Annotated in this window: 21 protein-coding genes and 1 pseudogene; 3 read left to right on the top strand and 19 right to left on the bottom strand. The window is 38.0% G+C overall.

Features of this window, described 5'->3' with window-relative positions; genetic code table 11:
• Positions 1 to 23 precede the first annotated feature (23 nt).
• From BscR1v2_RS00935 to BscR1v2_RS00905, 5 genes are all read right to left on the bottom strand, one after another.
• Positions 24 to 578 carry a hypothetical protein gene (locus tag BscR1v2_RS00935; protein ID WP_078689398.1) on the bottom strand — a complete coding sequence of 185 codons (555 nt, stop codon included), beginning with the start codon at positions 576 to 578 and terminating at the stop codon, positions 24 to 26.
• Positions 579 to 2,568: 1,990 nt separating this feature from the next.
• Positions 2,569 to 2,760 (bottom strand): tail fiber protein, encoded by a 192-nt coding sequence (locus BscR1v2_RS00920; RefSeq protein ID WP_078689396.1) that lies wholly within the window; start codon positions 2,758 to 2,760, stop codon positions 2,569 to 2,571.
• A gap of 540 nt (positions 2,761 to 3,300) precedes the next feature.
• On the bottom strand, positions 3,301 to 4,164 hold the full coding sequence (locus BscR1v2_RS00915; RefSeq protein WP_078689395.1) for an outer membrane protein: 864 nt from the start codon (positions 4,162 to 4,164) through the stop codon (positions 3,301 to 3,303).
• Positions 4,165 to 4,947: 783 nt separating this feature from the next.
• Positions 4,948 to 6,099, bottom strand: a complete 1,152-nt coding sequence (gene lldD / locus BscR1v2_RS00910) for an FMN-dependent L-lactate dehydrogenase LldD (RefSeq protein WP_078689394.1) — start codon at positions 6,097 to 6,099, stop codon at positions 4,948 to 4,950.
• An 89-nt stretch (positions 6,100 to 6,188) separates the two neighbouring features.
• On the bottom strand, positions 6,189 to 7,277 hold the full coding sequence (locus BscR1v2_RS00905) for a 2'-deoxycytidine 5'-triphosphate deaminase (protein ID WP_010703337.1): 1,089 nt from the start codon (positions 7,275 to 7,277) through the stop codon (positions 6,189 to 6,191).
• A gap of 336 nt (positions 7,278 to 7,613) precedes the next feature.
• Between BscR1v2_RS00905 and mutL the strand changes: the two genes are divergently transcribed.
• Together mutL and BscR1v2_RS00895 are read left to right on the top strand one after the other, a co-directional pair.
• Positions 7,614 to 9,461, top strand: a complete 1,848-nt coding sequence (mutL, locus tag BscR1v2_RS00900) for a DNA mismatch repair endonuclease MutL (protein WP_078689393.1) — start codon at positions 7,614 to 7,616, stop codon at positions 9,459 to 9,461.
• Between the two features lie 114 nt (positions 9,462 to 9,575).
• Complete coding sequence (locus BscR1v2_RS00895; protein WP_078689392.1) at positions 9,576 to 9,818, top strand: DUF2093 domain-containing protein; 243 nt, start codon at positions 9,576 to 9,578, stop codon at positions 9,816 to 9,818.
• Between the two features lie 27 nt (positions 9,819 to 9,845).
• On the opposite strand, the gene lpxK is transcribed toward BscR1v2_RS00895, so the two are convergent.
• From lpxK to BscR1v2_RS00850, 9 genes are all read right to left on the bottom strand, one after another.
• A complete protein-coding gene (gene lpxK / locus BscR1v2_RS00890) occupies positions 9,846 to 10,865 on the bottom strand; it encodes a tetraacyldisaccharide 4'-kinase (RefSeq protein WP_078689391.1) in 1,020 nt (339 codons plus the stop codon).
• Positions 10,855 to 12,177, bottom strand: coding sequence for a lipid IV(A) 3-deoxy-D-manno-octulosonic acid transferase (waaA, locus tag BscR1v2_RS00885; protein WP_078689390.1), 1,323 nt, complete (start codon positions 12,175 to 12,177; stop codon positions 10,855 to 10,857). Before waaA ends, lpxK begins: the two co-directional genes overlap by 11 nt.
• 12 nt (positions 12,178 to 12,189) lie before the next feature.
• Entirely contained in the window at positions 12,190 to 12,945 is a 756-nt protein-coding gene (locus tag BscR1v2_RS00880; protein ID WP_078689389.1) for a lysophospholipid acyltransferase family protein, read from the bottom strand.
• Between the two features lie 70 nt (positions 12,946 to 13,015).
• Positions 13,016 to 13,258: a DUF4170 domain-containing protein gene (locus BscR1v2_RS00875; RefSeq protein WP_010703331.1), complete on the bottom strand. Its 243-nt coding sequence runs from the start codon at positions 13,256 to 13,258 to the stop codon at positions 13,016 to 13,018.
• Between the two features lie 44 nt (positions 13,259 to 13,302).
• Entirely contained in the window at positions 13,303 to 14,109 is an 807-nt protein-coding gene (locus tag BscR1v2_RS00870; RefSeq protein ID WP_078689388.1) for a 3'(2'),5'-bisphosphate nucleotidase CysQ, read from the bottom strand.
• Positions 14,096 to 15,427, bottom strand: coding sequence for a TldD/PmbA family protein (locus BscR1v2_RS00865; protein ID WP_078689387.1), 1,332 nt, complete (start codon positions 15,425 to 15,427; stop codon positions 14,096 to 14,098). The genes BscR1v2_RS00870 and BscR1v2_RS00865 overlap by 14 nt, the downstream gene beginning before the upstream one ends.
• A 97-nt stretch (positions 15,428 to 15,524) precedes the next feature.
• Positions 15,525 to 16,358, bottom strand: coding sequence for a patatin-like phospholipase family protein (locus BscR1v2_RS00860; RefSeq protein ID WP_078689386.1), 834 nt, complete (start codon positions 16,356 to 16,358; stop codon positions 15,525 to 15,527).
• A 703-nt stretch (positions 16,359 to 17,061) separates the two neighbouring features.
• On the bottom strand, positions 17,062 to 17,619 hold the full coding sequence (gene rsmD, locus BscR1v2_RS00855; protein ID WP_078689385.1) for a 16S rRNA (guanine(966)-N(2))-methyltransferase RsmD: 558 nt from the start codon (positions 17,617 to 17,619) through the stop codon (positions 17,062 to 17,064).
• Position 17,620: 1 nt separating this feature from the next.
• On the bottom strand, positions 17,621 to 18,982 hold the full coding sequence (locus BscR1v2_RS00850) for a pseudouridine synthase (protein WP_078690283.1): 1,362 nt from the start codon (positions 18,980 to 18,982) through the stop codon (positions 17,621 to 17,623).
• Positions 18,983 to 19,255: 273 nt separating this feature from the next.
• Between BscR1v2_RS00850 and BscR1v2_RS00845 the strand changes: the two genes are divergently transcribed.
• The gene (locus BscR1v2_RS00845) at positions 19,256 to 19,741 is read left to right on the top strand and encodes a nucleoside deaminase (RefSeq protein ID WP_078689384.1); all 486 of its coding nucleotides are present in this window, start codon (positions 19,256 to 19,258) and stop codon (positions 19,739 to 19,741) included.
• An 11-nt stretch (positions 19,742 to 19,752) separates the two neighbouring features.
• Here the strand turns inward: BscR1v2_RS00845 and BscR1v2_RS00840 are convergent, their stop codons facing one another.
• The 5 genes and pseudogenes from BscR1v2_RS00840 to BscR1v2_RS00820 form a co-directional block, all read right to left on the bottom strand.
• Positions 19,753 to 20,253: a hypothetical protein gene (locus tag BscR1v2_RS00840; protein WP_078689383.1), complete on the bottom strand. Its 501-nt coding sequence runs from the start codon at positions 20,251 to 20,253 to the stop codon at positions 19,753 to 19,755.
• Between the two features lie 184 nt (positions 20,254 to 20,437).
• A pseudogene (gene ileS, locus BscR1v2_RS00835) lies at positions 20,438 to 23,373 on the bottom strand (isoleucine--tRNA ligase).
• A 253-nt stretch (positions 23,374 to 23,626) separates the two neighbouring features.
• Positions 23,627 to 24,451 (bottom strand): outer membrane protein, encoded by an 825-nt coding sequence (locus BscR1v2_RS00830; protein ID WP_078689382.1) that lies wholly within the window; start codon positions 24,449 to 24,451, stop codon positions 23,627 to 23,629.
• Positions 24,452 to 24,633: 182 nt separating this feature from the next.
• The gene (locus BscR1v2_RS00825) at positions 24,634 to 25,524 is read right to left on the bottom strand and encodes an outer membrane protein (RefSeq protein ID WP_078689381.1); all 891 of its coding nucleotides are present in this window, start codon (positions 25,522 to 25,524) and stop codon (positions 24,634 to 24,636) included.
• A gap of 181 nt (positions 25,525 to 25,705) precedes the next feature.
• The gene (locus BscR1v2_RS00820; RefSeq protein WP_078689380.1) at positions 25,706 to 26,575 is read right to left on the bottom strand and encodes an outer membrane protein; all 870 of its coding nucleotides are present in this window, start codon (positions 26,573 to 26,575) and stop codon (positions 25,706 to 25,708) included.
• Positions 26,576 to 26,610: the final 35 nt, after the last annotated feature.

Raw genomic sequence — 26,610 nt, 5'->3', positions numbered from 1 at the left:
ATAATCTCCATCTCTCCTAACCCCTATCGATCCTTTAAGTACCGTAACAGAAGACTTGAATCCTTAACCAATATCCCCTTATACACCCCTGTAGCATTGACATCATTCAACGTCAGCTTCCCCTGCCTTTCCACCTGAATCGCCGGACCAGTACTCTTACTATTCTTATCCGTAATCTTCAGCTTATCTACTATCGTAATATCTGCCCTCCCCCCATGCACCTTCACAGCAGGCGCATTACTAGGATGCGTGCTCATATCTATAGTTCGATTACCACTCAGCTCCCCATTACTACCACCTATACCACCCGTCACCCTCTGATACCTCTGCCCTCCCATATCCCCCCTCTCATACACCCCATCCCCATCACACTCGATTTTCCCATTTGGATTATCACCACTCCTATCACCAGGCTCCCCACTAGCCCTATCATTAGCAATCCCATTACAATTCAGTGATTTGGCATACACTTTTGTTTGAGCTGTAATAAGAGCAAGACCCGCCAGAACAGCTGTCGAGAGAACACACAAACAAACATGATGTTTTAACACACAACGCATAACCATAAACCCATACATCCTCTTTAAATCACCCTGATTAAAAGAGACAAAATCTTCTTAAAAAAAAAGAAAAAACAAAAATGAAAACACACATGAATGGCTTGATCCCCAAATCAAACGCCCCCAGAAAGCCTTCTACAAAAAACATCAAAACAAAACAAAATGTTTTCTAAACACAACCATAAACACAGATCCAAAATAAAAAAATAAACCTACAAAACATAAAAGGGAAAATAAACACACCTAAACCATAAACGATAAATCAAACTTATAAACAAATAGGATATGTGTTCAAAAACTAACTACCGCCAAATATTACTAAGCTCACTAAACTCAATCATACACTGGAGAAAGCATAATTCAGTTACCTGCACGCATTTATAAAACCCCACAATGACTTGCATACTATCTTACCAACACCAACCATTCATTCTTCAAACGCTCTAAACAGATCTTCGACTGTGCTGAAATAATTCAACCATATACACACTATGCAAAAGCTTGATGTGTTGTTTCCTTCTCCCATGCTTCCTCTATAGATATAAACTATAAACTTCGTTGATCAGTGGATACTGCTGTAGGAACTAGCAAAAGCTTATCATAATCAAATCAGTAAGGAAGAGACTACATTCCACAATCCAAAACTGAACCTGAGAAACTTAACTCATTATCTATGGGGTCTTCATACCTATCTGTCACTTAAATTAAGCAAAGTAATCCATAGGTAGAACGGTCAAGATTTAATTCCCCGCTTTTTCTCCCTCAATCAGACCATGTAGATACACTGTAAACAAATAAATAAGTCATCGATAATGGTTTTCGAGAATAATACCGGTAGATCACAAAAACAACTTGTTGAGTCTCATAGTTATTTTAGCTTATTCGACAGCATCAAGATAGATATTAAGCATTTTGGCTAAAAACTCTATAGACCCTATAAATTGTTATAGAAAAATAGATAAAAACGGTACGTCAGCATTTGAATAGAAGATTGATACAGTCTAGCATATATCTTATTCATTGCTGTTTTTTAGTAACTAAAATCACGTGAATTATTGACCACTATTTGACACCTATCCAAACACAGTGACTTCTCTTGGAGGGAGAGTTGATAGTGGAACTATGGATGTTGAAAGCTCAGATATTACAGTAAATAATGGAAACTCCTACAGTATAAGCTCTTAGAGTCCACAGAAATCAACATCTGAAATGTACCTCAAAAGATCCCTAAAAACTACACGTAAGTTTAATAGCACTCCATTTCCTCCATAGAGAAAGCATCTGACCTCATATTGAAAGGATCATAAACAGCAGCACTCATATCGCTAGTTCTTAAAGATAATAGTTTTATCCAGCCAGTACGATAGAACTGTATTCTCATTAGGATACTCACTTGTGTTTATATCATTAACTGTAACCGCATCTTTGTAAGAAAATGCAAACAATTTTATTGTCTTAAACATCTTCTTTGATTCTTTCATTTTTGCTGATTCAATATCAAATTTATGCGTGTAATAGGAAATAAGCATCGCTTTAAATTCCTTAATTTGTATTTTCGGGATGTGTTAGATTTGAAAGTTGCAAACGCAATTCATCAATGATGTCTTGCAAAGCTTCAATGCGTTGATCTGCTTTTTTTGATAAAGTGCTTGAAAGATCATGCTGAATATCGTCTTTAACCTTATCAATGATTTTATTTAAAGAACACGAATTTGCTCTGTGTCGATAATCTCATCAATTACTGATGGATTATTGATCATCTTAAAAACTTTATTATTTTATGGTGTAAATAACCGTGTTGTATTAACAGGGCGTGTTTCTACTGAGCCTGTTAAAGAAATCGTGGATTATGTGTATATGCACCAGATGAGGCTATTGTCACTGTTCTGGGGCTATTTTTAGCCGGGTTTTAGCCAATAAACTATAACATTCCACTACAGAATATGTACACCCATGCGTATTGTACCCCGCTAATTGAACGGTGCATGTATGCGTATGCGCTTTTAAGCTATTTTGCTGCTTTTCGGCAAATTTTTCTACCTTGGTCTATACCACATTCATCATCAAAACCACGTAAAAACATCCCTCCTAAAATTGGGAAATTTAAAAAAGTAGTATCGTTATCTGTCCCCCAATGCTCACCTATTGCTTTGAATAACCTAGAATATTTTTTATGCTCATAGTTTGCACCATCACACAAAAGCTAACCATTTAGTAATGCTTGCATAGCAAATGTCGCAATAAACCAAGTTGGAAAAACTTTTATCTTAGGAGGTGTTTTTGGGAGTTAGGTTTAATAAATACTAATTATCAAGACTTCTTGTTAATGTACTATTATGATAGACCAATTTATAAATGCCGTCTTCTTGCAGCTCACCACCTTCTAAGGATATAACACCTGCATCGGTCTTTTATAATATAAATAGGCTTTTCATTCAAGCTACTGACGGTTAGTGTTGAGATATCAACATTTATGCCACTTGCCCTAAAACGTATAATAATGCCATTCTTATATGTCATTATAGGGGAGCTGTGTTCAGTGTGATTGATATCGTTTTTTACTATTCACAATAAACCCAGATTAGTAGGGCTACCATTATAAACACAAAAACTTGTCAAAATTCAATTAAGCGAATAGTTTAGCCTTCTCTCTACCAAAACGGTGCTTTACAATGTGTAATTGATCAAAAAACTCTATTTTACAAAGCTTTTTTATAACTTAACATCATAAACATTAACATTAGAATTTATAAGCTACACCAACGCGAAAATCATTAGTTTTGTAGCTATGCTCAACTCCACTCTTTGCGAATTGTTTTTTACCAAAATCCGAGTAACGGTATTCTGTACGCAAAATAGTGTTACCAATCATCACAAAATCAACACCAGCACCCAAAGTATAACCAATCATTGTCCCTGTTCCTCCCACCGTGTTATCCACTATTTGACCTTGTTCTTGGCTTGACCTCAATAAAACATCTTGAAGCTGCGTATAAGAAATACCACCAGCGACATAAGGCATAACATGATCAGCTGCAAAACCGACACGTACCCGCGTAGCACCAGCCCATTTCTGTTTTAAAATATGATTATAAGTTGCAAATTTAATCTTTGAAACAATGTTTTCATTATAAATACCACAGTCAGAAGCAGCAACCATTCCTTCAGAATCTCTCGCTGTGTTTTCATTTCTTAACTCTTCATTTTGACCATAATCATTTATTTTAACAGTTTTTATGTCCTTTTTATCAGACAAAACCATATCCGTATCAACACCTATAATAAAACTATTCCCGAGACTAACATTGGCACCTGCATAAAAACCTCCAACAACCCCTGAAAGTTTAGGCATAAAATCTTTTCTAATCAAAGCCCATTTTTCAACATCATCATTCTTTAAATAACCTGAACTTAGATCAATTTTATTCGAAAAAATACCAATCTGACCACCAAGATAAAAACCTGTCCAAGAAAAAGAAGGAGTAACAATAACTGATGGCGTAACAGATATTGATTCCTGAGGAATTGTACCATTTTCTGCTTGTACCGTAGAAATTGCAAGCAAAACAAAAGCAGATACTGTTATTAAATATTTCATGTACATAAATTTCCTCCTTAGCTACGATAGCTCTAACAAATAGTCTCACATTACCCTTCAAAAGAACTGTAGTAAAAATGATACAAGTATAGACAGAAATTAAAGCGATAAGTCCTTTTCACAAATCAAAGACAAGCAACTATCAAGCATCTTAATATCTTTATACTTGCCCAAAACTTGTCGGTGATATTAATTTCAGTGTAATAAGTAGAATTTTTCGCACACAACTCATCTGTATGTGAGTTTACGCTTTGTGTAAATTTTGCAATCTGTGTAGAGAAGGCTTTGCATTGTTAAATGCTACTGCTTTATTCTTTATAGAGCCGTAATGTAAATTGTTTGTAGCTTATATGTCTTGTTCAATATGCTGCTAATTACTTTATTCAAAAAGAACAAATGACGAATTTTACTTAGCACCCTCTCAGAACTATAGTGATACAATCATCCAGCACACAGAAAAAATCGAATAGCATTCGACAGTGATTTGCAAAATCGTTATTAGGCAAAAATTGTTTCAATATTGAATATAAAAACCTAAGGAATCTATTTAAATCTCTTATATTTTAGATAAAAACGCACCTTGATTTCCAGCCTAAAATTATGAACTAATTTATCGTTTAAGTGGAAGAATGATATATTTTAAAATATTGATACAAAAACAAAAAAGCATTAGCACTTTTGCAGACGCTAAAAAATAAAGCGATATAAATTATTCTTACTCTATAAATTATATTTTCCTTGTAATTACCCTTCTTTCCAAGAAAATAACATAGCATGCTTTTGCATTGATCAAGCCTTATAAATATCCGTATTGACTAAATTTTCACGTGTGATTTCTTTTATTGTACGGGCACCAATTAATGTCATAGCCACTCGCATTTCTTTAGCAAAAAGATCAAGGAGATGAGCAACACCTTTCTCACCTGTCGCCGCAAGCGCATAAGCAAAAGCACGGCCAATCATAGCAGCATCCGCTCCTTGTGCCACCATGCGTACAACATCAAGGCCAGACCGAACGCCAGAGTCAGCCAAAATAGTCAAATCACCTTTTACAGCCTCGGCAATTGCTGGCAACGCCCGCACAGTTGACAGCACTCCATCAAGTTGACGCCCACCGTGATTAGAAACAACAATACCATCAGCACCAAATTGCACTGCTTCACGTGCATCCCTTGGATCAAGGATACCTTTCAGAATTATTTGTCCTTTCCAAAAATCCCGAATCCATTGTAAATCACGCCAAGCAATCGATGGATCAAAATTTGCATCAAGCCAACCAATATAATCTTCTAGTTTAATTTTCTTTTGAAGATAAGTAGAAACATTTCCAAGATCATGTGGACGCCCCATAACACCAACATTCCAAGCCCAATGAGGATGGACAACAGCCTGTAACATACGGCGTAACTTAGCATAAGGCCCAGACATCCCCGAATGAGCATCACGATAACGTGCACCGGGAACTGGCATATCAACCGTAAAAACCAACGTACGTACACCAGCTACCCAGGATCGCTCTAATACATCACGCATAAATCCGCGATCTTTAAGAACATAAAGTTGAAACCAAAATGCATCTCCAACTGCTGTTTGTACTTCTGCAATAGAGCAAACTGAAACAGAAGATAAAGTAAAAGGAATACCTTTCGCAACAGCCGCGCGTGCAGCTTTTACCTCACCACGACGCGCATACATACCAGTTAACCCAACAGGTGCAAGCACAATTGGCATACTCAATATCTGATCAAAAATCTGAGTTGAAAGATCAACCTCTCCAACGTGCTTAAGAATCCGCTGACGTAATGTAAGTGCATGAAGATCTCTACAATTACGCTGCATCGTTTCTTCAGCATAAGCACCACCATCAATATAGTGAAATAAAAAGGGAGGTAACCGACGCTTTGCTGCTTTGCGATAATCAAAACTTGAAGAAATAATCACAGCGATATCCTTTTTCTATATATGAAATACCAAAGCTGTTTCCTCAAAAAATGAACTTATATATTTGATCAAAATCTGTATTTTCAAACTTATTTAAAATGCTTAGACAATTTTAATCCTTGTGCTTGATAATGCGAACCAATATCATGCCCATAAAGAAGTGACGGTCGATTAAGCATATGCTCATATACCAAACGACCGATCATTTGACCATGCTCTAAAATAAATGGAACCTCATGGCTACGTACTTCTAAAACCGCCCTGGCTCCTTTCCCACCTGCCTGAGTATGCCCGAATCCTGGATCAAAAAAACCTGCATAATGTACTCTAAATTCACCAACTAAGGGATTAAATGGTGTCATTTCAGCAGCATAAAGCGGTGGAACATGGATAGATTCTTGCGAAACTAAAATATAAAACTCATCAGGATCAAGAACCAATTCCATTTCACCACAATCATAAATAGGTTCCCAAAAATCTAAAACATTAGCAACACAACGTTGATCAACATCAATAACACTCGTATGATGTTTACCACGATAACCCACAAGCCCTTCTTCATTTCCTTTCAAATTAACAGAAAGCCCAATACCATCGTCGCTAATATTGGGAAAATCATCCGATATAAGCATTTCGTTTCTATGCAAAGCATGTAACTCAATTCCATTCAAATAGCTTTGCCCCTTACGAAACCGAAGCTGTGATAAACGCGAACCTGTACGTACTAAAATCGGAAATGTGCGTGGACTAATTTCAAGATAAAGTGGGCCATGATAACCTGCACAAATTTTATCAAACTCTTGAGCATTATCTGTAATCACACGTGTAAAAACATCTAACCGTCCCGTAGAACTTTTAGGATTAGCAACCGCAGAGAAAATGTTTGGCAAATCCAAATTTTCTAAAAGAGGAACAATATAAACACAACCGGTTTCTAAAACTGCTCCTTCTTGCAAATCAAATTCATGCAACTTTAACCGTTCAAGCTTATCAAAAACTTTTGTACCCAGTCCTGGCATAAAGGAAGCACGTATACGATATGCTTTTTTTCCCAAACGTAAATCAATACTCGCAGGCTGTATTTGATCGGCATCAAATGGGCAAATAGCTTTAAGAACGCTACTATCAATTAAAGCTTGTATATCACTATCTGCGAGAATACCGTTCGTGCACACCATATATCCTGCCTTTCATTTCTATTTGCCTCTTTTTGACCTAGATCATTAGTTATCGTAAGTTTTGTTAAGAATAATAAACTCATTCTTTACCGATGTATTTAACTGGTTTATAACCGCAATTAATATAATTCAAAACTATAAAGATAGAACAGTCTTTGGTAAAGTGTGATCTACGAGTAGAGACATTGAACATTTCAGTTATGTATTATTTCTTCCATTGAAAGTGAACAGAACCATTCTTAAAATATTATTTTCAACTTTCTCTCATTCTTAAATATTGAGTAAATATTTTTTACTCTTTCTATACAATAAAAACGAACCTTGTTAAATTAAACTATGATCATACGCCACCTCAGCGAAACCATTATTAACCAAATTGCCGCCGGTGAAGTTATTGAACGGCCAGCTAATGTTGTCAAAGAACTTGTTGAAAATGCTATTGATGCAGGAGCAACTCGCATTGAAATTGTTACAGCAAACGGTGGAAAAAACCTTATAAGAGTAAGTGATAATGGCTGTGGTATCCCAAAAGATCAATTAACTTTAGCGATTTCTCGTCATTGCACATCTAAACTTGTCGATGATGTACATAATATTTGCTTCCTTGGATTTCGAGGAGAAGCCTTACCTTCTATTGGTTCTGTTGCTAAACTTAAACTCGTTTCACGGACACAAGACGCTGATAGCGCCGCTGAAATTATCGTTACAGCAGGAAAAATTGAAGGACCAAAACCTGCTGCTGCCAATTCTGGAACAACTGTTGAAGTTCGTGACCTTTTTTTTGTGACACCAGCACGGCTAAAATTCATGAAAACTGATAGCGCTGAAATGAACGCTATTACAGATATGATTAAACGAATTGCTATCGCATTTCCACATATCCGTTTTTCTCTTTCTGGTAAAGACCGAACTCTCATAGAATTACCCGCAACTGAAAACAACACCCAAGGGCAATTAGAACGTATTACACAGATTATGGGAAAAGAGTTTGGCTCCAACACTATCACACTAAATGCTGAGCGTGAAACAGCTCGTTTAACTGGTTTTGCTTGTTTGCCATCTTTCAATCGTGGTAATAGTCTTCATCAATTTGTCTATGTTAATGGGCGCCCAGTGCGTGATAAATTTTTATCGGGAGCAATCCGGGGAGCTTACACCGATGTTATGGCTCCAAATCGCCATGCTGTATCCATTCTTTTTATTGATTTGCCCCCTGCTGATGTAGATGTCAATGTGCACCCAGCAAAAGCTGATGTAAGATTCCGTGACCCCGGTTTAATTCGCGGATTAATTATTGGAGCCATTCACGAGGCATTACGCCAGACTGGCATTCGCCCTAGTTCAACAGGCTCTAAAGCGATGTTAGCTGCATTTCAAAGACAATCATCATTCAAAACTTTTAGAAGCCCTAGCCCTCATCAGCCCTTTTCTTATAGTCCGCAACCACAGTATGTTGCACCAGGAACTACATCAGCAGATCATAAACCAGTAGATATTCCCGACTTTTCTGGTTTAAGAGAAGATATCACCCCTATGATAGAGTATGTAAACACACCTAGTAGTGACGTAGGTTTTGTAAATACCTCTACATCAGAAGAATTATACTATCCATTAGGAGCTGCAAAAGCACAAATTCATAAAAATTATATTGTTGCTCAAACCAAAAATAGTTTGATTATTGTAGACCAGCATGCTGCCCATGAAAGATTGGTTTATGAAGCCCTTAAAAATGCACTTTACTCCAAACCATTGCCTTCACAACTATTGCTTATTCCTGAAATTGTAGAACTCTCTGAAGAAGATGCAGCGTGTCTTTTAGTACATAAAGATGTTTTGCAAAAATTTGGTTTAGGAATTGAAGCATTCGGATCAGGGGCAATCGTAGTGCGTGAAACACCTACCATGTTAGGAGAAATCAATGCACAAGCTCTTATCAAAGACCTTGTCGATGAAGCGTCTGAATATGATACCACAGATAATTTAAAAGCAATGCTCAATCATGTTGCAGCAACTATGGCTTGTCATAGTTCAATACGTTCAGGACGCCTTTTGCATCCTAAAGAAATGAATGCTCTTTTACGGCAAATGGAAGCAACACCTAATTCAAGCACATGTAATCATGGTCGCCCTACTTATATTGAACTCAAACTAGCCGATATAGAACGTCTTTTTGGAAGAAAATAAAATCTCACTCACTATTTTAACCTGAAAAAATATTTTAATTCACTCTCGACTTTATAAAGAAAGCATCTTATGGCACTTTATATGTCTTATAAGAATAGAAAGGGTCCATAGAGAATGTTTTCTAATAACGAACGTGAAGCAACTATTCAGTATTCTAGTAATGGATACAAAATTGTGAACTACGGAACCTATACTCTTTGTGCTGTCAGCGGACAAAAAATCCCTATAGATGACCTAAAATACTGGAATCATCATCGTCAAGAAGCATATGCTAGTTGTGAATTGTCCTATCGTCGTGAACTTGAATGCAATCCACATCTTCGCCAATTATTAAAAATAGCGAATGAAAACCCGTAAAGCAGAAACTAGCGCTTTAAATATAGATTAAAAAGAATGCTTGCGTTTCCTAAAACGGGTCATAACCTCTTCAAGCAATATACGGCAAAAATCTGCCTGAACAAAATCGACTTCAACATCAAATATGGTAAGATTTTTTAATTCCTTTTGCAAACCATTTGCTTGTATGCGAGTATAATCCTTAGCAGTTGTAGCCAACCACAAATTGTGAATTCTGGCTTCTTGTGCAAGGTTCTTTAAATCCGTACTGGTAAAAAAATAGTGGTCTGGATAAGAACGAGTTTGTACAACATGACCAGACATTTCTTTAATGGATTTGAAAAATTTATCTGGGTTTCCAATACCAGCAAACGCTAAAAAAGATTTTCCAGCAACCTCATCAGTAACCAAGGGTTTAAGACGAGCATAATGCAAGGGTTTTCCAGAAACTGCTACCAAAAAAGCCACATCATTATGAGAAGCCGCATGACCAATGACTAAAACGCTATCCATTAAAGAAAACTGAGTTTCTAATGGTGCACGCAAGGGCCCTGCTGGAAAAACAGCCCCGTTTCCAAAACCACGCATTGCATCCACCACAAGTAATGCATAATCCATATAAAGGCGACGACTTTGAAACCCATCATCCATCAAAATAAGATCACAGCCCTCCTCCTTAAGGCGTTGTGCCGCCGCATAACGATCAGGCGATACTGCAACCAAAGCATAACGTGCAAGTAAAAGCGGCTCATCTCCAACATCACGTGCATTGTCATATTTCTCATTAACAAGACGTACACCTTTAGCCGTCCCTCCATAACCACGCGACACAATGCCAGGAACAAAACCAAGCTCTTTGGCTACCTTGGCAAAAGCAATCACAACAGGTGTTTTGCCCGCTCCACCTAATGTAAAATTGCCAATACACAAAACTGGCAAATCAATAACACAGGGCTGTCTTTTCATACGACAATGTGAAAAATAGCCATAAACTTTAGCAATGGGTGTAAATAAAAAACGTAAAATGCTTTTATTTTTCCACCAAAAATGGGGAGCTCTAATAAGCATACCCACTCCGACACTGACTTAAACTCGTCTGCATTACAAGTGGCTGTAAAAATGGATCAAGAAGCTTTAATGTGCGCTCAAGTGCACCTGCCATATCTGTTGCTATTTCATAAGCTTTATTAGCCATTTCTTGCCTCAATATTTCATCTTTTAAAAGCTTCTGTACTTGAAGTGCAAGCTGTGCAGTATCTTCAACCACAAAAGCTGCATCACGAGATAAAAAATGTTCAAATATATCTCGGAAATTTGCGACATGAGGCCCCGTTAAAATAGCTACACCAAGCAAAGCCAATTCCAATGGATTATGACCACCATAACCACATAACGATTTACCAATGAAAGCAACTTTCGATAAGCGAAGAAAAAGCCCTACTTCCCCAATTGTATCTCCCAGTAAAATATCTGTATTTGCATCCGGGACAGCATGCCTGCTTCTACGAACAAAATGCAAGCCTTTATCACTACATGCCTTGATAATATCTTCTGAACGTTCAGGATGACGCGGAACAACGATTGTTAATAAATCTGGCCAATAATTTTTAAGAATTTTATGAACCTCAAAAACTATCTTCTCTTCCCCTTCATGGGTTGAAATAGCAGCCCAAACTGGACGATTGCCAATAGCATTACAATAACGTGTAACTAACGATTGGTTTACAATCGGAACAACATCAGTTTTAAGATTACCAGAAAGCGCAACAGACTTTACCCCAAGCGCGTGATAATAAGCTACATCCTTTTGACTTTGACAAATAACCATATCAATATGTTTAAAAATATGCTTAGCAAAGGGTAATCGTTTTTGCCACGCCTTAAAAGAATGTTCAGACATACGTGCGTTAACCAGAATCTGTGGAATACGCATTTTAGCAAGTGTTTTTATACGTAAAGGCCAAATTTCTGATTCACAAGTCAAGACTAAATCAGGCTTCCAATTGCTAATAAAACGACATACGGCCGATTCTAAATCCAATGGAGCATATTGATGAATTAACCGATCACCAAAATGCTTTTTCACAAGAGTGGAAGATGTCACAGTACTTGTTGTCAACAATACATTAATTTTTAAAGATAAGATATAATTAATAAGCGGGAAAAGAGAAAGTGTTTCTCCAATACTAGCCGCATGAAACCAAATCAATGGACTTTGAGGACGCGCTTTATGACTTTTACCCAAACGTTCCTTCTGACGGCCCCGTTCTTCCTTTCCACACATAGTACGACAAAATAAATAAAAGGGCACTATAGGGCGCGAACAAGAACCAACTATTCGATAAATTGAAAGAGCTATTCGTGCTTTTAAGTCTATCATCTTCAATAAACCTTACTCACCTATTGCAAGACGGTTATAAGCTTCATCTGTTAAGCGATTCATCATATCTGTTAATTGCATGCGTTTTTCTTCTAGCAAAGCATCACTTGCATCTTTAGAAACAAAAAATGCCTCCCCAACGAGAACAATTGAACGCCCAAAAGGGAGTGGAATTGCAGTTTTATCCCATGTTTTTTCAAGAATTTTCTCTCTTGAAAAAGCATATACACAAGGAATAATAGGACGACCAGATAATTTAGCTAATAAAATAATTCCTCTCCCAGCTTCACGTGCTTTTTTATGCGAAATATCTGCAATCATAGCTGCCGTTTTTCCAGATTTAAGAGCGTTTTTTAGCGTTAACAACGCCTGCGCACCCCCCTTATTTACGTGATGCGTTTGACCGCGCCCCCCTGAACCACGTACAATTTCAAGCCCCAATTTTTTTGCTAATTGCGCATTTATTTCTGCATCTGCAGAACGAGAAAACATAGCCATAACTACTTCATCTCGAGAACGCAGAAAAGGCGCCATAATATGGCGCCCATGCCAAAATGTGATAATAAATGGATTATGAGCATTATATGTCTTTGTAAGATCATCTGAACTTTTTAATCGCGGATTTGTCCAATAAACAAAACGTAGATAGTTAACCAATAACCATACAACAAAAACTTGGACAAACCACGATTTCATCAATGAACCACGATTTTTTCGCCAAAATCGCTTTAAAACACTATCCGTTTTCTTTTGAATTATTTCACTCATCTTGATGTCAAATCCAGTCAATTTAATCTGACTGCTTTATTGTAGCCGGAAAATAATGTTTGAATATAAATTATGCATCACTTATTTCAGGATCAAGAAGTCGGTGCAAATGCACAATATAATAACGTTGTAATGCGTTATCTACACTACTTTGCGCCTTTGCCCGCCATGCCGCATGAGCTGATTGGTAGTCTGGAAAAATACCTACTACATCCAAATCATTAATATTTTTAAATTGATTATCATCAAGATTTTTTAATTCCCCACCAAATACAAGGTGCAATAATTGCTTTTTCTTGTTGGTTTCATTCATTACTGCCTCCGTATCATTAAATTTTTAGTCTTACGTTTATTTGATTAAACTAACTTTGCTTGACGAACAACATCTATCATATCCTGACAGCAATTATTTTCACCGGCAATTAAAAATCCATATTGATAAGGCTCAATTCTATAAGAAATAAACGGTGCATCAAATGATATAAAACATCCACCACACTCTTGCAAAATAAGATCAGCAGCAGCAATATCCCAACCATGACAATTTGGTCGAACCAACACAAGATCGATCTCACCTTGAGCAATAAGGGCAATACGGTAAGCAAGAGAGGGAATATAACGAAAAAAACTAACCTGATTTAAAAAATCGCATGGTAACTTTTGAGCAACTGATTGATCAAGCGAAATTCTATATTTCCGATTAACACAAGACGACATTAAGCGAGGCAACTTTATACCATTTAACGTCGCCCCCTGACCAATGGCAGCAGCATAAACATCACCTTTAGCCGGACACTGCAAAACACCCACAACAGGACGCCCATTTTCAATAATGGCAACTGAAACACACCAATAAACACTGCCAGAAAGAAAACCACGCGTTCCATCAATGGGATCAACCATAAAATAGCGTTCATAAACCTGTTGTTTTTGATTTTCTTTCATTTCTTCTGAAATCCAACCATAAGTTGGTCGCGCTTCAAGAAGTCGTTCCTTCAAAAAGTGATCAACCGCGAAATCCGCCTCACTGACCGGTGAATTACCATCTTTGATCCAAACTTCTTGCTCATACCCAAAATATTTCATCGCTAAATCCCCCGCTTCCCGACAAACATCAAGCAAAAGATTAAGGTCAGAATGATAATGCGCGTTATTTTCCTGCAAGTGTCATTCCTTCAATTAACAATGTTGGAGAAGCTGTTGCATAACGTCGATCAATATCAGTGGCCGGTGTTAAATGCGCTAACATATGAAGCAAATCAGAGCCCAAAGTTACTTCAGCCACTGGATAAGCGATTTCACCATTTTCAATCCAAAAACCGGAAGCACCACGACTATATTGACCGGTAACAAAATCAACCCCATGCCCAAACAATTCTGTAACATAAAAACCATTTCGTAAAGCTTTTATCATATCATGAGGTGATGCTAAACCCGGTTCAATAGCAAAATTAGTACTCGCTGGTTGAATAAACGATCCGCAACGCACACCGTGCCCATTGGTTTCAAGCCCCAATTCACGAGCTGCTGATGATGAAAGAAGCCAAGTTTTTAAAACACCATTTTCAATAATATTCAATGTTTGTCCTTCTACCCCTTCACCATCAAAAGGACGAGAAGCATTCCCTCGCAATCTCAAAGGCTGATCTGTTACATTGACATCAGGTTTCATCACCCTTGTCCCTTGTAAATTTTGTAAAAGGCTTGTTTTACGAGCAACCGATGCTCCATTAACCATACATGCAATATGCCCAGCAATTTCGCGAGCCACACGCGGATCAAAAATAACATCAACTACCCCAGTAGCTGCACGAACTGCTCCTAAACGCCGAACTGCTCTTGATCCTGCATTTTTGCCAATAACTTCTGCATCTTCCAAATCAGAAAAATGTAAAGAAGTTGTATAATCATAATCTCGTTCCATTGCTGTACTTTCACCAGCAAGTGCACTACAAGAACGTGAAAAACAGCTAGAACGATACGCCCCACAAAAACCATTGCTGGTTATAAGAACAAGCCCACTATTGCCGTAAGCCGTTGTAGCACCACCAGAATTGTTGACCCCTTTAACATCAAGAGCTGCTGCTTCCATTTTTAAAGCATCTTCTGTTAAAAACTGACTTTGCGGAACAAAATCATCAAAAAGGTCAAGATCTTTAGGATGAGTGACTAAATATCCTTTATCTACCAAACCTTCAAACAAATTATCAGGTGAAGCTTTAGCCATTGCAACAGCACGTTCTGCTAATTTTTCTGGATATGATGCCAAATTAGCAGAAACACTTGCTAGTTTTTTCCCAACAAAAACTCTTAATGTAAAATCATCACTTTCTGAAGCTTCTGTCGATTCAACTTTGCCCAGATGAACCGATACACGAACAGAATGTGAATGGACAATAACAGCATCAGCAGCATCTGCACCAGAACGCTTTGCCGCTTCAATCAATGAAACGGCTTTATCAATTTGTTCTTCGACAGTCATTATAAGCTCCTTCAAATATTTACCATTTACAATGATAAATCATTAACAAAATCATATAAAACATCATTTTTATATATTCATAGCCAAATATGCATTATTAATGCGCCATTGAATTTTCAATTAATTGAGAAATTTCCCTTTTAGCTTTTTCACGAAAAGGCGCTAAACGTTGTAAAATTTCTTTGGCTTCAAGAAAATCTAAAATATGAATCCCATCAATAGGAGGCCGTAATAAAAGATCCAAGTTTGAAAACCGCAAACGTGCTGCAACAAGCGCCTGTTGTCCTACAACACTTGCAGCAATAAGGCTTTCTGCAACCGAAACATGTCCATTTTTACAATCAACTATTGGTGGCCCGATAACATCAACACCAATTGAAAGATCAACTGGTTCAATAAAGCAATCAAAAGGTACCGGATTGCAAACCGCCCCATCAACCAACAAAATATGGTTACGCAAAACTGGCTTAAATAAACCAGGAATAGCAGAGGAAGCAGCTAAAGCCGAACGCAAATCTCCTTCTTGAATAATAGCCATTTCTGCTGTTTTTAAATTTGTAGCCACAGCACAAAAAGGAACTTTTAAAACACAAAAATCTCGTGGAAAATCACGAGGTAAAAAATTCTCTAAAATAGACTCCAAATTAAATTGCAAAAAACGCAAACCACATTCCCATAGCTCTTTCCATGAAAGAGGCATCAAAGACCATAAACGACGCAGAGCATTATCCGAATGAGAAAAAGTTGAAAGACAATAATCTTCCCAATCAGCTTGTGTCATTCCAGCAGCTAAACCCGCACCCACAATCGAACCAATAGAAGACCCAGCAATAACACTTGGTTTTAAACCCAAATCTTCAAGCGCTCCAATAACCGGAAGATGACCAAAACCACGCGCTCCCCCACTACCAAACGCTAAACCAATTTTCATTTTATCTTGCCTCTTTTACTCTTCAATTTCTAAGCAAATATAAAGCAACAACCTCCTATAATTCGTGCGATCCATATTGGATCAACTCTTTAATAACAACTACCAACGTCAGTCCTTTATTTTAAAATCTTCAGCAATTGATCTGACTTGATCAAATATAACAATACTGATTATATTTTAGTGCATCTGTATATAACTAATCAGCAATCCCCAATCTTAGTCTTCATATACTTTACCATAATGTCAGAAAGTGCCATTATATTTTTGTATCACATAAAAACCAACTGCACTTCTATTGTCTAAGTTTACTTGCTCTAACTTATACCTATTAACTATTTTTACCTTAAACAGAGACCATAGAAAACACCCTATGCACTTATGTAAGATTATTACTATGATATATCATTAAAATAGCGCACTTTTTTGGGAGATTGAAAGCACATTTGTTTTCATTTTAGCAGTAATTGTTTATCATATCTACGTCTTTTAAACTATTAAAGAAAACGCACTCTATAAAGTTAAGGCAACATTTCATACACTTACTAACAATCAATCACCACCACACTAAGTTCTATCCATTAAAAATATTATTTAGAAATAAACTCATGAAAATTATGATTATCTTTTAAAATATTCAGATAAATAAGTTTAAAGGTGAATATAACCAATTATTATGAAGAATGACTTTTCTCAAAGTCAAAGATTATGATTGAAGCTTATAAATACGTATGACTGTCTCACCATAAAAACGTTCATCATCTAAACGCAATATATCGGGTAAATTAATAACTGCCTCTTTCATTTCTTCGAGCACAAAAAGTGCTCCATCTTTTGCCCATCCACCTTTAAGAACCTCTATAAAAGCTTTTTCACCCAGACAATAACCATAAGGAGGATCTGCAAAGACAACATCAAATGGAAGCATTGTTCCAATATTACCAAGTTTAGTAGCATCACGACGCAAAATTCGCCCAATTGCTTGCAATCCAAAAGATTCAATATTTTTCTGAATTAAGCCGCGCCCTTCAACTGAGTTTTCAACAAAAACAGCAGCTTTTGCACCACGTGAAAGTGCTTCAATGCCCAAAGCACCAGTGCCAGCAAAAAGATCAAGAACACGCCTATTTGCCCAAAATTGTTCTTCTCGACTCACAAGAATATTAAAAAGGCTTTCGCGTATACGATCACTCGTCGGGCGAATAGATTGACCAAGAGGAGATGATAAAATACGCCCTGCAAATTTACCGCCAATAATCCGCACATCAGTCTCCAGATAATTTAGATGTTTTTATTCCATGTCTTACAGGTTTAAACTTGCTTACATTACCACTAAAAAACTTACCCTTCCGCTTGCTATCTGAAAAACGCTTATCATAATCGCCCTTAATAACTTTCCCCTTCTTTTTAAAAAGCTGATCTTCCTTGCCGCAAGCACGTGTTGCATCATAAGATACTTTGCTATGTTTTTTATTAAAACTAACGGATTTCTCTTTTCGTAATTGGCCCTCTAATAATTTTTCTTTTTCTCTACCTGAAAATTTTTTACCAACATAATCACTTGAACGATTATGATAACTGCCTTCATTATAGCAAAACTTCTTACGCTCAACCTGCGGACGCGCGCCAGGAGCCATCCAAACATTAGAATGGCGTGAACGCAGCGACAAATTCTTTGTTTTACCCATAGATTGTTCATCAGATTTCGTATTCAATCGTGCCCGACGACCTTCACAAAAGCCACTTTGCTTTTCATGGCGTGTACCATTTACACGAGAAACAACCTCATCATCACCTGCTACAAAAAGCTTTTTACTGTTCTGTTTTTTTACAGAAACCACAGAGTTTGAAAATGGTTTAAGAATAGGAGAATCAAAATCCGCATTGGCTTGTGCAATCAAACGTTCACCCAATTGATCACGCAACACCCGGCCCTTTAACTCACGAACTGCCCCTTTGTCTAAATCAGCAAGTTGAAATGGACCATAAGATATACGAATTAAGCGATTAACCGATAACCCTAAAGCTCCTAAAACATTCTTAATTTCACGATTTTTTCCTTCACGCAAAGCCACAGAAAGCCATATATTTGCCCCCTGCTCACGTTCAATTGATGCTTCAATTGAACCATAAAAAACACCCTTAATCGCAATACCATTTTTAAGGCTATCAAGTTTACTCTGTTTAATTTTTCCGTGGGCACGCACCCGATATTTTCGCACCCACCCCGTTATAGGAAGCTCTAATATACGTGCTAAACCACCATCATTAGTTAATAACAAGAGCCCTTCTGTATTAATATCAAGCCGACCCACAGATAAAACACGGGGCATTTCTTTCGGCAAATTATCAAACACTGTTGGTCTTCCCTCAGGATCACGGTTAGTTGTAACAAATCCTGCTGGTTTGTGATAAAGCCATAACCGTGTTCTTTCCATAGGAGGCAAAGATTTGCCATCAATTGTAATAACATCAGAACGCATAACATTAAAAACAGGTGTAGTTACAACTGCCCCATTAACAACAACACGCCCTGCAATAATCATCATTTCCGCATCACGACGCGATGCTACACCAGCACGTGCTAATCTTTTAGCAATCCGCTCACTTTCACTGTTTTCATCTATTTTCTTTTTATTTTGCTCCCCCTCAGATCGTTTAGAAAATTTATCACGTGTATCATATCGTTTATCCTGAAAAGAGGGAGTAGTATTATCGTTCATCATTTTCTATCCTTTAACAGCAACAATATGCACCTGTTTATTTTCAAATTCACTGTAGACACTTTTAAAGAAATGATAAAATCTCTTTTATCATAAATTAAATATAAAACGTTCAATTACTCTACAGCAAACTTCTATAACTATTTGATTACCTATTCTCTACATAGAAAGAAAAATATGTCTCTTACTCCTATGGAAATAGCCCTTTTAGAAGCACAATTGGCAGCAAAGCAAGACGAAATTCCTGTAGGTGCTGTTATCATGCGTGGTAAAACAATCATTGCACGTGTTGGAAACTATACAAAAACTGTATGCGACCCTACAGGACACGCAGAAATACGCGCTATTCGTATAGCTTGTGAAATACTTCAAAGCGAAAGAATTCCTGATTGCGATCTCTATGTAACACTCGAACCTTGCGCTATGTGCGCTGCAGCCATTTCATTTGCACGCATACGACGCCTCTATTACGCAACAAGCGACCCAAAAGGTGGTGCTATTGAACACGGTCCGCGCTTTTATCAACAGCCAACTTGTCATCATATACCTGAAGTCTATTCTGGTTTCAAAGAAAAAGAAGCAAGCCACTTGCTTAAAGAATTCTTCGCTCAAAAGCGAAATCAAAAACACTCTTTACTTTCGCCTCAAACACCTACTCTTTAAACAATAGCCCCTTAAAAAGGCCACAAGCTCTTCTTGTCACCAGATTTTGCTTGTCTTGCAGCACGTTTCCTTTTACGCTCTTTCACTGATTCATCGTACCCCTTTTGACCAACAGGGGCTGTTTTTGCTGGCTGACGATAAATTAAAGGCGGCTCACTAAGATCTCTCTGGTAATTTACATTTCCCTCACCTGCCGCTTGTCGACGGAATAAATATTTCTTACGTCGTTTTTTTACATTCACCTGTGGGGAGCCCCCTACACTATCTGCTTGAGGCGGAGGTAAAACTGCACGCGAATCCGGCCCTGGATATACAAGCTCAGGGCGTTGTTTCATAACAGGCTGATTATTATCAGTTGAGCTAGATGGAACAAGGCTCACAATATCATCAACAAATTGCAATGAAACTGCCTTATCTGTCCCATAAGTTGGAGCAGGCACACGGCACCCTGTCAAAATAAAGCATACGCTGAGGGTGCTCATTAACACTATTTTGACTTCACGCTTTTTCACTGCTTATCCATTTTTCAAACGTATTATTTACTTATATCCACTCTGATTAACTAGAGACTAGTTATCTACGCACGAACTTGCCTATCTGTAGACATAATAACGCGTTTTGCACTTAACATAAAAGACCCTCCTCAGCAATGACAGAATTCACATGATAAAAACTGTTGAATATCGCTTACTTCAATTATTCTAACTTAGAGCCTTTGCAATTTTCGTCAAGTTCCTGCAATTCCCGCAAAGCAGCCGCATCACGAGCAGAGACATCAGGATAAGCTGGATCACTTCCAACATCTTGTGTATAACGCCATGACCTGGCGCATTTTGCACCTAAAGCCTTATTTGAACACACACCAACACCTTCAACATCATCTAAAATAAACGCATTCGAAGGTGATATATCCTGAACAATTGTTAGAGCACTGGTGATACAAATTTCTGCCATATCTAAATTGTCTAACGCTTCCAATAAAACTGGATTAGAAATAAAGACAACAGGCGCTGCTTCTAAAGATGATCCAATACGTTTTTCTGCCCGCTCAAGTTCTAAAGCACCCGTAACAACTTTCCGAACTTGCCGAACTTTTTTCCAACGCTCAGCTAATGCCTCATTCTTCCACTCTTCTGGAGCAGAACGAAATTGCTCTAAATGCACTGAACAACTTTCTGGATAACGCTCCAACCAAGCCTCTTCCATTGTAAAAGGCAACATCGGAGCAAGCCATGTTACCATCCGTTCAAAAATCTCACGGACAACCTGTAAAGAAGCTTTACGTTTTTTTGATGAAGGTGCATCACAGTAAAGAGAATCTTTGCGGATATCAAAATAAAATGCAGATAACTCAATAATCGAAAAATCTAATAATGCGCGCATAATTTTTTTAAAATCAAACGCATTATAAGACTGATTAATCAATTGATCGAGCTCATAAAGACGATGCAGTATGAACTTTTCAAGATCTGGCATAGCACAATAAGATATTTCTTCCCCTGTATCATGCGCTAAAGTTCCAAGCATCCAACGAATTGCATTACGCAACTTACGATACAAATCCACATTTGTCTGAAGGATCTTTTTGCCTAAACGCTGATCTTCCCAATAATCAGTCGTCATCACCCAAAGACGAAAAATATCAGCGCCAGAGGTTTTAATGACATCTTGTGGAACAACTGTATTCCCCAAAGATTTAGACATTTTTTTGCCATTCTCATCCAGAGTAAAACCATGTGTAATCACCGTTTTATAAGGTGAACAAGCACGTGTCCCACAACTTTCCAAAAGAGAAGACTGAAACCAACCACGATGCTGATCCGACCCTTCAAAATAAACATCAGCAGGCCATTTTAAATCAGAACGACCTTCTAATACAAAACTATGAGTCGACCCAGAATCAAACCAAACATCTAAAATATCACGTACCTGGTGCCAAGACTCATGTGCACGTGCACCCAAAAAACGTTCACGCGCCCCTTGTGCAAACCACGCATCGGCTCCTTCCGCTTCAAAAGCCTGCAAAATACGCTCATTGACTTGTTCATCTTTCAGAACAACACCATCTTCATTAGCAAAAATACAAATCGGAACACCCCAAGCTCGCTGACGAGAAAGTACCCAATCAGGACGATCTGCTATCATAGAAACTAAACGATTTTGACCAGAAGATGGAACAAAACGCGTTATCGAAACAGCTTCTAAAGCTCGGCTTCGTAAAGTTGAACCATCACCCAAATCTTTATCCATTGAAATAAACCATTGCGGTGTATTACGAAAAATTACTGGTTTTTTGGAACGCCAACTATGAGGATATGAATGCTTTAAACGACCACGTGCAAATAATCGATCCGCTTGAATTAAAGCATCAATAACCTCTTTATTTGCATTACCCATTTTACCATTATCATCAATAATGCGGGCAGCTCCCTCTTTACGCTCTGGCCCAAAACCAGGTGCATCTTTTGTATAAAAACCAGCATCATCAACGGGAAAGGGAATAGTCGTATCAATACCAGCCTGCTCCAATGCAGATTTATAACTATTCCAAATCTCAAAATCCTCGCGCCCATGGCTAGGTGCTGTATGTACAAAACCTGTACCAGAACTATCCGTTACATGGGGGCCATCAAGCATCGCAATCTTATAGAGATACCCCCCAGCTAAACCTTTTAATGGGTGGGATAGAACAAGAGATTTAAGTTCATCATCTAAAACAGAGCGCAAACGCTTAAGAACAAGTTTTGCTTTTTCTGCACAACTATCAGCCAAAGCATCAGCAAAAAGAAGCTTTTCACCAGCTTGGGGGCCAAAAGCATTCTCTGCGCTCTCAACCTCATAAACACCATAAGAAATTTTAGAAGCATAACTAACTGCACGGCTTCCAGGAATTGTCCATGGTGTTGTTGTCCAAATTACCACAAAAGCATCATGTAAATCATGAGAAGAAGAGTGTAAAATAGGATATTTAACCCAGATAACTTCAGACTCATGATCGTGATATTCAATCTCTGCCTCAGCCAAAGCCGTGCGCTCCACCACAGACCACATCACAGGCTTTGAGCCACAATAAAGTTGATCTGACATAGCAAATTTTATCAATTCACCGGCAATGCATGCTTCTGCGTGAAAAGCCATTGTTGTGTAAGGATTTTTAAAATCTCCAACAATACCAAGACGTTTAAATTCTTCACTCTGAACGGTGACCCAATATTGTGCAAATTCACGACACTCTTGACGAAATTCATTAAGGGTACATCATCCTTATTTCTCCCCTGTGCACGGTATTTTTCTTCAACTTTCCATTCAATCGGCAGCCCATGACAGTCCCACCCGGGGACATAATTTGCATTAAAACCACGCATTTGGAATGAACGCACAACAACATCCTTTAAAACTTTGTTTAAAGCATGCCCAATATGAATATTGCCATTTGCATAAGGCGGACCATCATGGATAACATAAAGTGGACGATCTTTTGCTTGTTGACGCAAACGGGTATAAAGATCCATCTTTTCCCACCGAGCCATTAATTCTTGCTCTTTTTGCGGCAACCCTGCACGCATAGGAAAATTTGTTTTTGGTAAATAAAGAGTTTTTGAGTAATCTATTGTTTCATTTTTCACAGTCATTGTGAAACATTCCTGTCCACTTTTATGATTTTATTTTTCACAATTCCCCTAAACCCTGCAACCATGGTTGTTTAATTTATGCGGAAGGCCGAATTAATAATTCGTATGAAGCAACGATTAAGAAGAAAATATCATCACGCGTCAGGGCTTTATCACAAAACCAGTAAAAAAAGAAACCCCAAAATAAATTTATCAAAAAAATAAAGGCCCTGCCAAAGACAGAGCCTTTAAAAAACTTAAATCTTACAACAAATTAGAATTTGTATGCTACACCAACGCGGAAATCATTGGTCTTAAGATCAATTTCAGCGTTGTTACTGATAAATGATTTTTTACCAAAGTCTGAGTAACGGTACTCTGCACGTAATATAACACTGTCAGTCATTGCAAAGTCAACACCGGCACCAAGAGTGTATCCAACCAATGTCTTTGAACCTGACAATTGTTCAATAACTGTCTCTACGCCTTGCCTTTCTTCTGCAACCACAGCTTTAATCTGCGAATAAGCAATACCACCAGCAACATAAGGCATAATGCGGTCAAAAGCAAAACCAAGACGAACCCGTGTAGCACCAGACCATTTATCGCTAAAAGTCACACTTTCAGTTACACGAGAAGCATTATTGTCAGTTCCTTCAAAAAGAGCAGGGGCTCTTGTAGATACTCCAGCCCGCGCTGCCAATCTTGCCCCATTACCAGTCCGCAAAGAGCTTCTTGATGCTTTGGCCTTAGCTCCAGACCAAACGATGTCCGTGTCAACACCCAAAACAAAGCCATTGCCGAAATCAACGTTAGAACCTGCGTAAAGGCCCCCTACAAAACCTGAAAATTTAGGAAATGCCTTATTGTGTCCAAGAATCCCTTGTATGTCACCAGAAGTCCGCACCCAACTACTGTTACTTGAAAAGCCACCGATCTGACCACCAAGGTAAAAACCTGTCCAAGAAAAAGCAGGAGCAACAACAACCTGTGGTAACACTGTTGTTGGTCTTTCTTGAACTGGCATATCTGCTGCTTGAGCTGCAGATGCTGAAACTAAAGCGAAAATGGACGCTGTTATTACACATTTCATATTCATAATTTACTCCATAGCTAATGTGTGAATATGCCAGCTTATATAAATCACGTTTGCTAAATATCTGTAGCAAAAAAGACACACCTCTCAATTAAACGCTCAGAGTTTCATTAAAAATAAATTTATCAAAAAATAAAGGCCCCGCCAAAGACAGAGCCTTTAAAAAACTTAAATCTTACAACAAATTAGAATTTGTATGCTACACCAACGCGGAAATCATTGGTTTTAAGATCAACTTCAACTTTATCTTTGACGAATTTCTTTTTACCAAAGTCTGAGTAACGGTATTCCGCACGTAACATAACAGTGTCAGTCATTGCAAAGTCAACACCGGCACCAAGAGTGTACCCAACCATCGTTTTTGAATCTGACAAGCCTTCAAGAGGTTTCTCTACACTTGTACCTTCAGCTTTTTGTGCACCTGAAGCTTTAGCGTTTTCTACTGAAGCTTTAAGTTGCGAATAAGCAACACCACCAGCAACATAAGGCATAACACGATCAAAGGCAGCACCAAGACGAACCCGTGTAGCACCAGACCATTTATCGCTAAAAGTCACATCTCCCTTAGCTGGTTTAGCTATTTGGCTACCTTCATCCTTAGCTCTAGTTGCTACACCTAAGTACCCACCTCCACTTACGCCATCTGCGGGGTTAAAATCACCAATTGGCGTGTCTGGCTTCGCAGCCACTTCATATGACTTTGACTTACTAGCTTTATCTCCAGACCAAACGATGTCTGTATCAACACCCAAAACAAAACCATTGCCGAAATCAACGTTAGAACCTGCGTAAAGGCCCCCTACAAAACCTGAAAACTTAGGAAACGCTTTATTATCAACAAGAATCTCTTTAGTCCCATTAGGTACGTTATTATAAGTTCCTTTCGAACTGCTGTTACTTGAAAAGCCACCGATCTGACCACCAAGGTAAAAACCTGTCCAAGAAAAAGCAGGAGCAACAACAACCTGTGGTAACACTGTTGTTGGTCTTTCTTGAACTGGCATATCTGCTGCTTGAGCTGCAGATGCTGAAACTAAAGCAAAAATAGACGCTGTTATTACACATTTCATATTCATAATTTACTCCATAGCTAATGTGTGAATATGAAACTTATATAAACTACTTTCGCTAAATATCTGTAGCAAAAAAGACACACCTCTCAATTAAACGCTCAGAGTTTCATTAAAAATAAATTTATCAAAAAATAAAGGCCCTGCCAAAGACAGAGCCTTTAAAAAACTTAAATTTTACAACAAATTAGAATTTGTATGCTACACCAACGCGGAAATCGTTGGTTTTAAGATCAACTTCAACTTTATCTTTGACAAATGTCTTTTTACCAAAGTCTGAGTAACGGTATTCCGCACGTAACATAACAGTGTCAGTCATTGCAAAGTCAACACCGGCACCAAGAGTGTACCCAACCATCGTTTTTGAATCTGACAAGCCTTCAAGAGGTTTCTCTACACTTGTACCTTCAGCTTTTTGTGCACCTGAAGCTTTAGCGTTTTCTACTGAAGCTTTAAGTTGCGAATAAGCAACACCACCAGCAACATAAGGCATAATACGGTCAAAAGCAGCACCAAGACGAACCCGTGTAGCACCAGACCATTTATCGCTAAAAGTAACATTTCTAGTTACACGAGAAGCATTATTGTCAGCTCCTTCAACAAGAGTAGGGACTCCAGTAGATACTTCAGCCCGCGTTGCTACTTCCTGCACATCACTGGTCTGAGGCAAATCATAGCTTTTTGATGTTTTAGCTTTATCTCCAGACCAAACGATGTCTGTGTCAACACCTAAAACAAAACCATTGCCGAAATCAACGTTAGAACCTGCGTAAAGACCCCCTACAAAACCTGAAAATTTAGGAAACGCTTTATTATCAACAAGAATGTCTTCCTTACCTTTAGATACACCCTGATAAATTCTTTTCGAACTGCTGTTACTTGAAAAGCCACCGATCTGACCACCAAGGTAAAAACCTGTCCAAGAAAAAGCAGGAGCAACAACAACCTGTGGTAACACTGTTGTTGGTCTTTCTTGAACTGGCATATCTGCTGCTTGAGCTGCAGATGCTGAAACTAAAGCAAAAATAGACGCTGTTATTACACATTTCATATTCATAATTTACTCCATAGCTAATGTGTGAATATGAAACT

Origin of the sequence: Bartonella schoenbuchensis R1 (assembly GCF_002022685.1) — a bacterium.
Taxonomy (GTDB): Bacteria; Pseudomonadota; Alphaproteobacteria; order Rhizobiales; family Rhizobiaceae; genus Bartonella; species Bartonella schoenbuchensis.
The sequence above is the reverse complement of the archived record's forward strand: the minus strand, read 5'-3'. Positions and strand labels throughout refer to the sequence as shown.